This window comes from Fictibacillus sp. 7GRE50 (genome assembly GCF_015903875.1).
Taxonomy (GTDB): domain Bacteria; phylum Bacillota; class Bacilli; order Bacillales; family Fictibacillaceae; genus Fictibacillus; species Fictibacillus phosphorivorans.
The window spans coordinates 191,500-204,898 of the sequence record NZ_JACZDW010000005.1; the positions used below are offsets into that span (position 1 = coordinate 191,500).

At 45.0% G+C, this 13,399-nt stretch carries 13 protein-coding genes and 1 riboswitch; all 13 genes read right to left on the reverse strand.

What is annotated here, in order from left to right:
• Positions 1-65: 65 nt before the first annotated feature.
• Positions 66-1,604 (reverse strand): bifunctional phosphoribosylaminoimidazolecarboxamide formyltransferase/IMP cyclohydrolase, encoded by a 1,539-nt coding sequence (gene purH, locus IHV12_RS19480; protein ID WP_197132216.1) that lies wholly within the window; start codon positions 1,602-1,604, stop codon positions 66-68.
• Positions 1,601-2,191 carry a phosphoribosylglycinamide formyltransferase gene (gene purN / locus IHV12_RS19485; RefSeq protein ID WP_197132213.1) on the reverse strand — a complete coding sequence of 197 codons (591 nt, stop codon included), beginning with the start codon at positions 2,189-2,191 and terminating at the stop codon, positions 1,601-1,603. Before purN ends, purH begins: the two co-directional genes overlap by 4 nt.
• A complete protein-coding gene (gene purM / locus IHV12_RS19490; RefSeq protein ID WP_197191956.1) occupies positions 2,188-3,228 on the reverse strand; it encodes a phosphoribosylformylglycinamidine cyclo-ligase in 1,041 nt (346 codons plus the stop codon). Before purM ends, purN begins: the two co-directional genes overlap by 4 nt.
• A gap of 14 nt (positions 3,229-3,242) precedes the next feature.
• Entirely contained in the window at positions 3,243-4,661 is a 1,419-nt protein-coding gene (purF, locus tag IHV12_RS19495) for an amidophosphoribosyltransferase (protein ID WP_137791368.1), read from the reverse strand.
• A complete protein-coding gene (gene purL / locus IHV12_RS19500; RefSeq protein WP_197191957.1) occupies positions 4,637-6,868 on the reverse strand; it encodes a phosphoribosylformylglycinamidine synthase subunit PurL in 2,232 nt (743 codons plus the stop codon). The genes purF and purL overlap by 25 nt, the downstream gene beginning before the upstream one ends.
• Complete coding sequence (gene purQ / locus IHV12_RS19505; RefSeq protein ID WP_197191958.1) at positions 6,852-7,535, reverse strand: phosphoribosylformylglycinamidine synthase subunit PurQ; 684 nt, start codon at positions 7,533-7,535, stop codon at positions 6,852-6,854. Before purQ ends, purL begins: the two co-directional genes overlap by 17 nt.
• Positions 7,532-7,786, reverse strand: a complete 255-nt coding sequence (purS, locus tag IHV12_RS19510) for a phosphoribosylformylglycinamidine synthase subunit PurS (protein ID WP_197191959.1) — start codon at positions 7,784-7,786, stop codon at positions 7,532-7,534. The genes purQ and purS overlap by 4 nt, the downstream gene beginning before the upstream one ends.
• On the reverse strand, positions 7,774-8,496 hold the full coding sequence (gene purC / locus IHV12_RS19515) for a phosphoribosylaminoimidazolesuccinocarboxamide synthase (RefSeq protein ID WP_197191960.1): 723 nt from the start codon (positions 8,494-8,496) through the stop codon (positions 7,774-7,776). The genes purS and purC overlap by 13 nt, the downstream gene beginning before the upstream one ends.
• 340 nt (positions 8,497-8,836) lie before the next feature.
• Entirely contained in the window at positions 8,837-10,129 is a 1,293-nt protein-coding gene (gene purB, locus IHV12_RS19520; protein WP_066390818.1) for an adenylosuccinate lyase, read from the reverse strand.
• Positions 10,126-11,280 carry a 5-(carboxyamino)imidazole ribonucleotide synthase gene (purK, locus tag IHV12_RS19525; protein WP_197191970.1) on the reverse strand — a complete coding sequence of 385 codons (1,155 nt, stop codon included), beginning with the start codon at positions 11,278-11,280 and terminating at the stop codon, positions 10,126-10,128. The genes purB and purK overlap by 4 nt, the downstream gene beginning before the upstream one ends.
• Positions 11,273-11,758 (reverse strand): 5-(carboxyamino)imidazole ribonucleotide mutase, encoded by a 486-nt coding sequence (gene purE, locus IHV12_RS19530; protein WP_066390815.1) that lies wholly within the window; start codon positions 11,756-11,758, stop codon positions 11,273-11,275. The genes purK and purE overlap by 8 nt, the downstream gene beginning before the upstream one ends.
• 104 nt (positions 11,759-11,862) lie before the next feature.
• Positions 11,863-11,965, reverse strand: a riboswitch (purine riboswitch).
• An 83-nt stretch (positions 11,966-12,048) separates the two neighbouring features.
• Positions 12,049-12,252: an NETI motif-containing protein gene (locus tag IHV12_RS19535; protein WP_066390814.1), complete on the reverse strand. Its 204-nt coding sequence runs from the start codon at positions 12,250-12,252 to the stop codon at positions 12,049-12,051.
• Between the two features lie 3 nt (positions 12,253-12,255).
• Positions 12,256-12,783 (reverse strand): DUF2179 domain-containing protein, encoded by a 528-nt coding sequence (locus IHV12_RS19540; RefSeq protein ID WP_066390813.1) that lies wholly within the window; start codon positions 12,781-12,783, stop codon positions 12,256-12,258.
• Positions 12,784-13,399: the final 616 nt, after the last annotated feature.

The following is a 13,399-nucleotide window of genomic DNA, read 5'->3' on the forward strand; positions in this document are numbered from 1 at the left end:
GCCCCCCGGAAAGGGAGCGCCTGGAACGGAAATCAACCCTTCTCCGCACTCCTGTGCCAACATGATTAATGCTTAAAGTGTCTTACGCCTGTAAACACCATCGTGATCCCGTGCTCGTCTGCTTTTTTGATCGAATCTTCATCCTTGATCGATCCACCTGGCTGGATGATCGCTGTTACGCCAGCGCGTGCCGCTGCTTCTACGGTGTCATCCATTGGGAAGAACGCATCTGATCCAAGAGCAGAACCTTGTGCACGTTTCCCCGCTTGCTCGATCGCGATTTTCGCTGCGCCAACGCGGTTCATCTGACCTGCACCAACGCCTACTGTCATTTCGTCTTTCGCTAAGACAATCGCGTTAGATTTCACGTGCTTTACCACTTTCCAAGCAAGCTTTAGATCTTTCCACTCTTGCTCAGTCGGCTGGCGCTTTGTTGGAATCGTCACGTTCGCATCATCCAAACCGTAAACGTCTTCCTCTTGAACGAGCATTCCGCCAGAAACGGTTGTGATTTTTTTTGCGATCCCTTTACCTTCTGTAAAATCTAGCTTTAATAAGCGAATGTTTTTCTTTTTCGTTAAAATCTCTAGTGCTTTTTCTGTAAAAGATGGAGCGATGATGATCTCTAGAAAAATCTCACTCAGTTTTTGCGCTGTTTCTTCATCTATTTCTGTGTTAGCAGCGATGATGCCGCCGAAGATCGATACAGGGTCTGCTTCAAACGCACGGTTGTATGCTTCAAGAATGGTTGAGCCTGTACCTACTCCACATGGATTCATGTGTTTAACCGCAACAACGGCTGGATCAACGAACTCTTTTACGATTGAAAGTGCTGCATCAGCATCGTTGATGTTGTTGTACGAAAGCTCTTTTCCGTGAAGCTGTTCAGCGTCTGTTAAAGAGAGCGTGTTCTTCAGTGGCGTCGAATAAAACGCGGCTTTTTGATGTGGGTTCTCACCGTATCGAAGATCCTGTTTCTTTTCATATGTGACCGTGTAGGATTCTGGGTGCTCCTCTTCTACAGCTGCTGTTAAATACTCTGCGATTAACGCATCATAAGCCGCTGTATGACGGAACGTCTTCGCAGCAAGTCTGCGGCGCGTCTCTTCACTCACCGCTCCTGCACCATCAAGCTCACCCGCTACTGTCTCATAGTCTGCCGGATCGACAACGACCGTTACGTAAGCATGATTCTTCGCTGCTGAACGAAGCATGCTTGGTCCGCCGATATCGATATTTTCGATCGCATCAGCGAACGTAGTTCCTTCTTTGGCGATCGTTTCTTTGAAAGGATAAAGGTTTACGACTACAAGATCGATTGGAGAGATTTCATTTTCTTGCATCGCTTTTTGGTGTGTCTCATTATCTCGAACAGCGAGTAAACCGCCATGAATTTTTGGATGTAGCGTTTTGACACGTCCGTCCATGATCTCTGGAAAACCAGTCACTTCAGAGATACCGATTACAGGAATTCCTGCGTCTTGCAAAGCTTTTTTTGTTCCGCCTGTAGAGATGATCTCTACGCCGTGTTGAGCTAGTTTTTCTGCAAAATGAAGTAATCCTTCTTTATTTGATACGCTTATGAGTGCACGTTTGATCGTCAATGTAAGATGCCTCCTACGGTGTCTTTTTGTAATAGTTTGTTGATGATAGCTGGGTACAATTGGTGTTCTGCTTTTTGGATGCGCTGCTGCAGGGTATCCTCTGTATCGCCTGGCAATACGGGGATTCTTACTTGTTCGATGATAGGTCCTGTATCCATTCCACTGTCTACATAATGAACCGTTACACCTGTTTCGGCAACGTTTGCTTTCAGTGCTTGTCCGACCGCATTTTTGCCCGGAAATGCAGGAAGATAAGATGGGTGGATATTGATGATACGACCTTCATACGCTTTTAATAATACCTCACCAACCAACCTCATATATCCTGCAAGAACGATAAATTCTACTCCATAGGATTGAAGTTCAGAAACGATTTCTTTTTCAAAATCAGCTTTTGATGCAAACGTTTGAGGCATGAACGAGTATGTTGGAATGTCAAAATGGCGCGCACGATCGATCACCTTTGCCCCCGGTTTATCACATACTAAAAGCTCGATATCCGCTTGAAGCTCACCTGCTTCAACCGCATCTACGATGGCTTGAAAGTTACTTCCGCTTCCAGAAGCAAATACAGCTATTTTTCTCATTCGATGTTTCCTCCACCAAAGATCACGCCTTCACCTTTTTTCACGCGACCGATGATGTAAGGCTTCTCGCCTGTTTCTTCTAAAAGGCGGATGATCGGGAGCATATTTTCTTCTGAAACCGAGAGCACCATTCCAATTCCCATGTTAAACGTTGTGAACATCTCTTTACGTGTGAGGTTTCCTTTTTCTTCGATCAGATCAAAGATTGCAGGTACCGGCCATGATCCATAATCTACTTCTGCTGCAAGACCTTCTGGCAGCATACGTGGAATGTTTTCGATGAAACCGCCGCCTGTAATATGAGCAACACCGTTCACATCAAACTGATTGAACACTTCAAGCAACGGTTTTACATAGATGCGAGTCGGTGTTAACAACTCTTCACCTAATGGTTTAGATAAGCTTTCAATGTGTTGATTCAGATCAAGACCGGCGTTTTCTAATAAAACTTTACGAACGAGTGAAAAGCCGTTGGAATGAAGACCGTTTGAAGCAAGACCGATCAATACATCGTTTTCAGAGATAGCAGCGCCGTTGATCAGCTTTGATTTCTCTGCGATTCCGACTGTGAACCCAGCAAGATCGTACTCTTCACTGTCGTACATGCCAGGCATCTCAGCCGTTTCTCCGCCGATGAGCGCACATCCCGCTTGTTCACAGCCATCCGCGATCCCACTAACGATCTGTTCAATCTTTTCAGGGTGAAGCGTGCCGCAAGCAATATAGTCCAGGAAATAAAGCGGCTCAGCACCTTGCGCTACGATATCGTTTACACACATCGCAACTGCATCTACACCGATCGTGTCATGCTTATCCGCCATGAACGCAAGCATCAGTTTCGTACCTACTCCGTCTGTTCCGGAAATGAGCACCGGTTCTTTATGTGAGAATCCGGATAGATCGAACATCGCCCCAAATCCACCAAGACCCGCTAATACTTCCGGACGCTTCGTTCTCTGTGCATGCTTCTTGATACGATCGACCGCTTCATATCCTGCTTCGATGTTCACGCCTGCTTGCTTATATGCTTCTGCCATCGTCTTCTCCCCCTTTAAACAAGCTCTTTTTCATATGGTAAAACAGTATCTGGATAAATTTCTGTTGGATATCGTCCTGTAAAACAAGCTAAACATTGTCCGCAGTTCGGTTCAGCATTCGAACGTCCGATGCCTTCCATCAATCCTTCTACGGAAATAAACGATAGTGAATCAGCACCAATAATCTCACGAATCTCATCAACCGAATGCTTAGATGCGATCAGTTCCGCGCGTTCGGACGTATCGATGCCGTAATAGCATGGATGCGCGATCGGTGGCGCTGTTATGCGTACGTGAACTTCTGTAGCGCCTGCAGCACGCAGCATCTTCACGATTCGACGGCTCGTCGTTCCACGTACGATTGAGTCATCGACCATCACAACACGCTTACCTTCTACGATTCCTCGAACCGGTGAAAGCTTCATCTTCACACCTAGTTCACGAAGCTCTTGAGAAGGCTGGATGAACGTACGACCGACATAGCGATTTTTAATCAAACCGATTTCATATGGTATACCGGATGCTTCTGCATAACCGATCGCAGCAGAGATACTAGAATCAGGAACACCGGTTACAACATCCGCTTCAATCGGCGCTTCTTCATACATCTTTTTCCCAAGACTTTTACGAGCCGCATGAACGTTGATTCCTTCGATATTGCTGTCAGGTCTTGAAAAATAAATATATTCCATCGAGCACATGGAGCGTTGAACAGAAGTCGAGAACGTATCAACTCTTAGTCCGTCTTCATTAATGATCAAAAGCTCTCCCGGCTGCACGTCACGCACGTACGTTGCCCCAACCACATCGAACGCACACGTTTCAGATGCGACCACATACGCATCACCAAGCATACCGAGTGACAATGGGCGTAAACCGTTCGGATCGAGTGCAACCATCATCTCGTTCTCTGTCATCACTAAGAATGCATACGCACCTTTTAGCATTGTTAAAGCGTTTTGTACTTTTTCTTTTAGTGTAAAATAACCGCTGCGCTTGATCAGGTGAGCAAGCACTTCAGTATCTGAAGTGGTTTGAAAAATGCTTCCTTGCGATTCCAGCTGATGTTTTAGCGCGTTGGCATTTACAAGATTTCCGTTATGTGCAAGAGCAAGTGAACTTGTTTGGGAACGGAACAAGAGTGGCTGAACGTTCGCAAGCTCATTACCTCCTGCCGTGGAATACCGAACATGGCCGATTGCACCATGTCCGATCAATCCTTCGAGCTCCCCTTTGCTGAACACATCGTTAACAAGTCCGCTTCCTTTATGTGTTCTCAGGCGCTCACCGTCTGTTACAACGATACCTGCTCCTTCTTGTCCGCGGTGCTGCAAACTGTGCAGACCGTAATACGTGAGTTGTGCGGCATCTGGGTGACCCCAGATCCCGAACACACCACATTCTTCGTTTAAGCCTTTGATGTCAGCAAGCATGGAATAGCTCCTTTCCAGGCGTCTTGCATCTCCTGGAGCGTGCAGGATAACAACTCTTCACCCTGCTCATTATCGATCGCTAGACCGCTCTCAGAACGTACAAAACCTATAATTTTTGCGTCTTTTACAAGCTGTTGGAACTCATCTTGATGTTCAGGTTTTACAGTGACTAAGAAACGGGATTGAGATTCTCCGAAAAGACTTCCGATCGGCTCATCTGTTAACGTCACGCTCGCTCCTACTTTACCGTCCATCACAGACTCAGCAAGTGCAACAGATAGTCCGCCTTCTGCAACGTCATGCGCAGATTGGATCAAGCCTTTTTGAATCGCTGCTAAAAGCTCACGCTGTCTTGTTTCTTCCACTTCTAGATCGATGTGAGGCGCTTTACCAAAAATGCGTCCTTCTTTCATCTTCTGAAGCTCACTTCCGCCAAACTCAGCCTTGCTCTCACCAACTAGATAGATGATATCGCCCGCTTCTTTAAAGCTTTGCGTCACGATGTGATTCGTATCTTCAATAAGCCCGACCATACCGATTACTGGCGTCGGATAAACAGCTACCCCGTTCGTTTCGTTATAAAGAGACACGTTTCCACCGATAACTGGTGTTGCAAGTTTGTTGCATGCCGCACTCATTCCGTCAGCTGATTTCTCTAGCTGCCAGAAGATCTCAGGCTTTTCAGGATTTCCGTAGTTCAAACAGTCTGTCACCGCAAGAGGCTGTGCTCCTGAACATACTAGATTACGAGCTGCTTCAGCAACAGCAATCATCCCACCCACTTCTGGATCGAGATAGAGATAGCGAGAGTTACAGTCTGTTGTCATCGCTAACGCTTTTTTCGTTCCACGGATACGGACGACTGCTGCATCCGATCCAGGTGCTACGACCGTATTCGTACGCACCATGTAGTCGTACTGGTTGTAAATCCACTCTTTACTCGCGATCGTCGGCTGCTTCAAAAGAGATAGCAACGTAGATTTGAAGCTAGTAATCTCTGGGAAGTAGTCTGCTTGCGCTTGGAACTCGCCATAATAAGCAGGTTCTTTTGATGGCTTATGATAAACCGGAGCATCTTCTGCAAGAGCATCTACCGGTACATCTGCAACGATCTCACCTTGGTGAGTAAGACGCAGTACTTGTTCTTCAATAACCGTTCCAACCGTTACGCAATCAAGATCCCATTTTGCAAAGATCTTTTCCACTTCATGCTCACGGCCTTTTTCAACAACTAACAGCATGCGCTCTTGAGATTCGGAAAGCATCATCTCATAAGCTGTCATTCCTGTTTCACGCTGTGGAATAAGATCAAGGTTCATCTCGATTCCCATACCCGCTTTACTCGCCATCTCAGCGGACGAACTTGTAAGACCTGCCGCACCCATATCTTGTATCCCAACAAGTGCATCACAATTGTGAATTAGCTCTAGGCACGCTTCCATAACGAGTTTCTCCATAAAAGGATCTCCAACTTGAACGGCAGGACGCTTTTCTTCTGACGCTTCAGAAAGCTCTTCCGATGCAAACGTTGCACCGTGGATTCCGTCACGGCCCGTTTTCGCCCCAACGTACATGACAGAGTTTCCTGCACCCTTCGCTTGACCTTTCTTGATGTCTTTATGGTCGATCAGACCGACACACATCGCGTTCACAAGTGGATTGCCTTCGTACGATGGATCGAATTGAACTTCTCCACCGACCGTCGGAATTCCGATGCAGTTTCCGTAGCCTGCGATTCCCGCTACTACTTGCTCAAACAAATACTTCACACGCGGAGACTCTAGCTCTCCAAAACGAAGCGAGTTCAACATCGCGATCGGACGCGCTCCCATCGAGAAAACGTCACGGATGATTCCACCAACACCTGTTGCAGCTCCTTGGTAAGGCTCGATCGCTGAAGGATGGTTATGAGATTCGATCTTGAAAACAACCGCTTGACCGTCTCCAATATCCACGATCCCAGCACCTTCACCAGGACCTTGAAGGACGCGCTCACCTTTTGTAGGGAACTTGCTTAGAACAGGCTTTGAATTTTTATAAGAACAGTGCTCACTCCACATAACAGAGAACAATCCTGTTTCTGTCCAGTTAGGAGATCTGCCGATAATCTTTTCTACGAGATCAAACTCTGAATCACTTAAACCCATCTCACGGTATAATTTTTGCTTCTTAATTTGTGAACTTGTTGGTTCATGTTGCAGCGACATAACGTTCCCTCCAGCTCTTCACAATAGATTGAAATAATTTAAGACCATCTTTGCTACCTAAAAGCTCATCAACCGCGCGCTCCGGATGCGGCATCATACCTAGCACGTTGCCTTCTTCGTTCGTGATACCGGCAATGTTTTCAACCGATCCGTTCGGATTGTTTTTATACGTGAATACGATCTGGTTTTTTGCCTTTAGCTGTTGCAGCGTCTCTTCATCGCAATAATAGTTTCCTTCACCATGCGCGACCGGAACGGAAATCACTTCTCCTTTTTCGTACTGAGTCGTGAAGATCGTTGATGTGTTCTCAACGACTAGTTCTTCTGGCTGGCAGATGAATTTCAATGATTCATTGCGACGCATCGCTCCTGGCAGAAGTCCTGTTTCAAGTAAAATTTGAAATCCGTTACAAACGCCAAGAACTGGTTTTCCTTCACGCGCTGCTTTAACCACTTCTGTCATCACGTTCGAAAATTGCGCGATTGCGCCAGAGCGTAGGTAATCTCCATAAGAGAAACCACCAGGCAATAAAATACCGTCAAATTGATTTAAGTTCGTAGCGTCATGCCAGACGTACTCAACTTCAGCGCCGAGCTCATCTTTTACAGCATGATACATGTCATTGTCACAGTTTGATCCCGGAAAAACGATTACAGCAAACTTCACTGTGCGACAACCTCCTCCACCTCGTAGCGGTAGTCTTCAATCACCGGATTCGATAAAAGTTTCGAGCACATGCTCACGATTTTTTCATCTAGATCGTAATCGCCTTTTTGAAGCGTTAACTCCAGATACTTACCAATACGTACATCTTCAACCTCTGACTGTCCCATTTTGTGAAGCGAGCTCATTACTGCCTTACCTTGTGGATCCAATACACTCTCTCTTAATGTTACATACACCTTTACTTTGTACATGATAGGCCTCCTAGACGTTGTAGTATTTTTTCATAAGCATCTGTTAAACTTCCTAATCCTCGGCGAAATACATCTTTATCGAGTTTCTCGTTCGTTTCTGCATCCCATAAACGGCAAGTATCAGGAGAAATTTCATCAGCGAGCATAAGGTTTCCGTTAGCATCTGTTCCGAACTCTAGCTTAAAGTCGACGAGCTTTACATTCTTTTGAACAAAATAAGACGTAAGCACTTCATTGATCTGAATCGCTTGTTCTGAAATCTGGCTGAGCTGCTCTCGCGTTGCCAAGTTCATGATGTCGATATGCTCTTCCGTAATAAGCGGATCGCCGAGGTCATCATTTTTGTAATAAAATTCGACGATCGTGCGTGGAAGGATCTGGCCTTCAGGAATTCCGGTACGCTTTGATAACGACCCAGCCGCGATGTTACGAACAACTACTTCTAAGGGGATGATGGTCACCTTTTTTACGACCTGTTCTGTTTCGGATACTCGTTTTACGAAGTGGGAGTCGATTCCTTTCTCTTTGAGCAGTTCAAAAAGGATAGATGAGATCTCGTTGTTCAGTCTTCCTTTTCCTGCGATTTCCGCTTTTTTCTCGCCGTTGAACGCTGTTGCTGAATCTTTGTAGCTGACCCAGACGACTTCTTCGTCGGTTGTGCGGTAGATGCGTTTTGCTTTTCCTTCGTATAGCTGCTCTAACTTCTCCATCGTGACCCCTCCGTTATATGAAGATTCCCAATATTCAATCTTTTAAAAATGGCAAAGAGAAAGAGAGTTCAATATATCACTCTCTTTTTAGTTGAAGTACTTCAAAAAAGCTTGTTTAATCTTCGTAGTTTGAAAGAGGTTGATTTCCGTTTCAGATACTCGCTTTCCGCGGGGCGTGCGGTGAGCCCCTCGCCGCTATGCGCCATTGAGGGTCTCACCTGCCCACTCGTCCCGCAGGAGTCTCGCATCTTACACTTCAATCAACTTTTCAATGATGTGCAAACGTTAAAGATTTAAAAACTTACCATTTATAAAAGCAATTCTTCGTATATAAAACCCTTTAAAGCCCTAATCTGTCGAAGATTGTGTCTACGTGTGACAGATGATAACTGTAGTCAAAGCATTCAGAGATTTCTTCAGGTGTTAATTTTTCAGTAATTTTTTGTTCAGCTTCTACTAATGTTCTGAACTGTACGCCTTCTTCCCATGCTTGCATCGCTTTTGGCTGCACTGTGTCGTATGCTTCTTCACGTGCCATTCCTTTATCGATCAATTTTAGAAGAACGCGCTGTGAGTAGATCAATCCGTAAGTGCGCTCCATGTTGCGTTTCATGTTTTCTGGGAACACGGTTAAGTTCTTGATGATGTTGCCAAAACGGTTCAGCATGTAGTTCAATGCGATCGTTGCATCTGGTAAGATCACGCGCTCAGCTGATGAATGCGAGATATCACGCTCATGCCATAGAGATACGTTCTCATATGCTGTCATCATGTAACCACGGATTACACGAGCAAGACCAGTCATGTTTTCAGATCCGATCGGATTACGTTTATGAGGCATTGCTGAAGATCCTTTTTGACCTTTTGCAAAGAACTCTTCTACTTCACGCGTCTCACTCTTTTGTAGACCGCGAACTTCTGTTGCGAACTTCTCGATGCTCGTTGCGATAAGTGCCAACGTTGACATGTAGTGCGCGTGACGGTCACGCTGCAACGTTTGTGTTGAGATCGGCGAAGCTTCTAGTCCAAGCTTTTCACAGACATATTTTTCAACGAATGGGTCGATGTTCGCATACGTTCCAACGGCTCCAGAGATTTTACCGAAACGAACCGTGTCAGACGCTTGCTTGAAGCGTTCAACGTTACGCTTCATCTCTTCGTACCAAAGAGCAAGTTTCAATCCGAACGTTGTAGGTTCAGCATGCACTCCGTGCGTACGACCCATCATCACGGTATATTTATGTTCTTTTGCTTTTTCTGCAAGAATCTCAACGAAACGATCTAGATCTTTCGCTAAGATGTCGTTTGCTTGTTTAAGTAGGTAGGAAAGAGCTGTATCTACAACATCTGTGGAAGTTAGTCCGTAATGCACCCATTTGCGCTCTTCGCCAAGCGTTTCAGATACCGCTCGCGTAAATGCAACAACATCGTGACGTGTTTCTTCTTCAATCTCTAGAATTCGGTTAATATCGAAAGACGCATTTTCACGAAGCTTCTTTACGTCTTCTTTTGGAATATCACCTAGCTCTGCCCAAGCTTCACAAGCTAGAATCTCTACTTCAAGCCATGCTTGGTATTTGTTTTCGTCCGTCCAGATCGCTCCCATTTCAGGGCGTGTATAGCGTTCAATCATTGTGTTACCTCCGTTTTGTTATCACTTAAAAATAATGCGGACACTTTTTCTGCTTTTTCTAGTGCCTGTTCAATCGTATCACCTAAAACCGTGATATGCCCCATCTTTCGTTTCGCTTTCGCTTCTTTCTTTCCGTACAGATGAAGTTTCGCTTCTCCTAGATTTCCTATCTCTCGTAACACAGTCTCATGATGTTCACCTAATATATTGATCATCACGGCTGGTTTTATTAATTCGGTATTGCCGAGTGGCCAGTTGCATACGGCACGGACATGCTGATCGAACTGTGAAGTCTCACACGCCTCGATCGTGTAATGTCCGGAGTTATGCGGGCGTGGCGCCAGTTCGTTCACATAGATCGTACCGTCTTTTGCGACGAACATCTCTACCGCAAGCGTACCAACAAGCTCTAATTCCGTTGCGATTGACCCCGCTAGGAGCTTTGCTTGATCCGCTGTTGTGTTCGTGATGCGTGCTGGCGCGATCGTTTGATGCAGGATATTCTCTTTGTGTATATTCTCTGCGATCGGAAACGATTTAACCTCACCGCTCACACTTCTCGTTACGATTACGGATATTTCTTTTTCAAAAGGAATCCAAGCTTCCAGCACACAATCTGTCTCTTTTTCTAATAGTGTTGCTGCAATCTCAAGATCACTTTCTTGCTTGATCACAAACTGCCCTTTCCCGTCATATCCACCTCTGCACGTTTTTAATACAGAAGGGTAACCCAATTCTTCCACCGCACGTTGGAGTGAACGAAGATCGGTCACAGGGCGGTACGGAGCTACAGGGACACCTGCTTTTTGAAGCGTTTCTTTCTCTTTTAAACGGTGCTGAGTGACAGAGAGAAGACGGCTTCCCTGCGGTAAGTTTCCGTTCTCTTCTAACCAGTTCGCACTCTCTGCATCTATGTTTTCAAACTCGTATGTGACGACATCGCTTTGTTCTGCAAGCTTCTTGATGCCTTCTCGGTCGTCATAAGCTGTTGTGATCTGTTGATCCGCAACTTGCCCGCATGGTGAATTCTCACCTGGCTCTAAAACAACAACGTTCAATCCCATCTCACGAGCGCTCAACGCCATCATACGGCCAAGCTGACCTCCGCCAAGTATACCAAGTGTTTGTTGTGGTCTTATCGTCTTAAACAAGAAGCTCACTACTTTCGATCGCCAATTGTTGTGCTGTGGCACGGCGTTGTTTTAAACGTTGTTTGACTCCTTCATCATGTACGGCTACCATCTGTGCGGCTAGAAGTCCGGCATTCGCTGCACCAGCCTTCCCGATCGCAACTGTCGCTACAGGAACACCCTTTGGCATCTGAACGATGGATAGCAGTGAATCCATGCCGTTAAGCGCTTTGGATTGAACCGGAACACCGATTACAGGCAGGATCGTTTTTGCAGCGACCATACCTGGCAAGTGAGCTGCTCCGCCTGCTCCAGCAATGATCACTTCAATTCCTCTATGCTCTGCTTCTTCTGCGTATTGAAACATGAGATCCGGTGTACGGTGTGCCGAAACCACCTTCTTCTCGTAAGCTACTTCTAGTTCATCTAATAGGTCACACGCTTCTTTCATTGTTTCCCAATCTGAAACACTTCCCATGATCACGCCAACTTTAGCCATGGTAGCCTCCTTATTGTCAGAAAATATAAAAAAGTCCAGTTGGTATGCTTCTCCCTAATATGAGAGAAAGCAGCCAACTGGACATACGTATCCGAAAAAATAGACAGAAAGATGCTTTCCCTCATAGTCTGATGAAATAACGGTCATCAGGTAGAGACTTACGGGCCATATCCCCGAAATTATATGAGGGCTTTATTCTTCTGGTTTTATTGTAGCAATGATTGTTTTGTTTTGTCAACAAAAATCGAACATTAAGTTGTATATTACATTTAATGTTCGTGTTTTGGTCATTATTGAAGGAGTTTGCCTTCAAATACAATTCTTTGTTCCTTTACTTCTGGTTCCATTCTGCCGTTTCGTTTCACTTCATGGAAAACGGGCTCTTCCATACGTCTTACCGGTGTATAGCCCTCATCGGCCATTCGATCCAGACAATCCGAGATCGTTTCTCCTGCTTCAACAGCGAACTTCTTTTTAGAAGGTTTCTTCTCCATCTGTTACCTCCTGATACCCTTAACCCAAAATCCACCATGAAACGCTTTAGGTTCATGTGAAATAATAAACGCCTTCGGATCCAAATCCTTAACCGTATTATATAGGTTCATTTCTGATTTACGTGATGTTAAAATCTCCATCATCAACCGCTGTCCTTCACGACCTTCTGCAAGCCAGTTCGTAACACCATAGCCTTTGTTGCGAAGCTCGTTCGGCAACCCGCCTTCGAGATTTGTCGTAATTACGTTAACAGTAGTATATCCAAGTGCAAGCTTTTCTTCAATCTTCATTCCTACTAAAACACCAATTCCATAACCAACCGCATATGCAATCAAGTTTTGAATCTCATTCAAGTTATCAAGAACAAGCCCGAGGCCGACCACATAGATAATAACCTCGAACACACTAATAAAGGCAGCCAAGTACCTTTGCCCTTTCAACGTCAGGATCATCCTGATCGTAAAAAACGATACATATACAATATTGATCAATAAAATGATCCCAACCATGACGAACGCATTATCTAACATGATGGCAAGCCTCCCAAGGTGAAAAATACTTCGTTAAGGATAACACTTTTTGGACAAGTTGGAAACTGGAGAATTGATGCAAAAACAGTTGTGGTTTTTGGGGGAGTTTAGTAGGAAGTTTGGCGGAAGCCAAAGTTTCCTTTTTAGGTTTGAATACGAGGCTCGGCGTCTTGCCGAGCTTACTTTATGGGTTGAATGAAAGCTTGGCAGATGCCAAGTTTCCTTTTTGATGGTTTTAAGCTCTGGGTTAGGGGTGAGAATATGGTGAAGACTTATAAATATTTTTTGAGGACTTATAAACTCTGATGAAGACTTATAAATTTTTTTGAAGACTTATAAATTCATTTGAGGACTTATAAATGTGAAGGCAAGTAAGTTGGACCTTTCTTCTTTCATAAAAACTCGTTATTTATATCCCGAATGCACTGTTTTCAACTTTCAAATGATTCCAAAGTTTATTTTTCTAGCTATTTAATAATAAAACGGTAAAGAAAAGCAGCCTTTTTAAAACAAAAAAAAGATGGAACGAACATAAAGTTCGTCCCACCTTCTTTGCCTAGCGACGTCCTACTCTAACAGGGGGAAACCCCCAACTACCATCGGCGCTAAAGAGCTT

Coding starts and splice junctions, on each gene's coding strand:
- purN (WP_197132213.1), bottom strand. CDS start 2,191: ATGAGAAAAATAGCTGTATTTGCTTCTGGAAGCGGAAGTAACTTTCAA.
- purM (WP_197191956.1), bottom strand. CDS start 3,228: ATGGCAGAAGCATATAAGCAAGCAGGCGTGAACATCGAAGCAGGATAT.
- purF (WP_137791368.1), bottom strand. CDS start 4,661: ATGCTTGCTGACATCAAAGGCTTAAACGAAGAATGTGGTGTGTTCGGG.
- purL (WP_197191957.1), bottom strand. CDS start 6,868: ATGTCGCTGCAACATGAACCAACAAGTTCACAAATTAAGAAGCAAAAA.
- purS (WP_197191959.1), bottom strand. CDS start 7,786: ATGTACAAAGTAAAGGTGTATGTAACATTAAGAGAGAGTGTATTGGAT.
- purC (WP_197191960.1), bottom strand. CDS start 8,496: ATGGAGAAGTTAGAGCAGCTATACGAAGGAAAAGCAAAACGCATCTAC.
- purB (WP_066390818.1), bottom strand. CDS start 10,129: ATGATTGAACGCTATACACGCCCTGAAATGGGAGCGATCTGGACGGAC.
- purE (WP_066390815.1), bottom strand. CDS start 11,758: ATGGCTAAAGTTGGCGTGATCATGGGAAGTGTTTCAGATTGGGAAACA.
- IHV12_RS19535 (WP_066390814.1), bottom strand. CDS start 12,252: ATGGAGAAGAAACCTTCTAAAAAGAAGTTCGCTGTTGAAGCAGGAGAA.
- IHV12_RS19540 (WP_066390813.1), bottom strand. CDS start 12,783: ATGTTAGATAATGCGTTCGTCATGGTTGGGATCATTTTATTGATCAAT.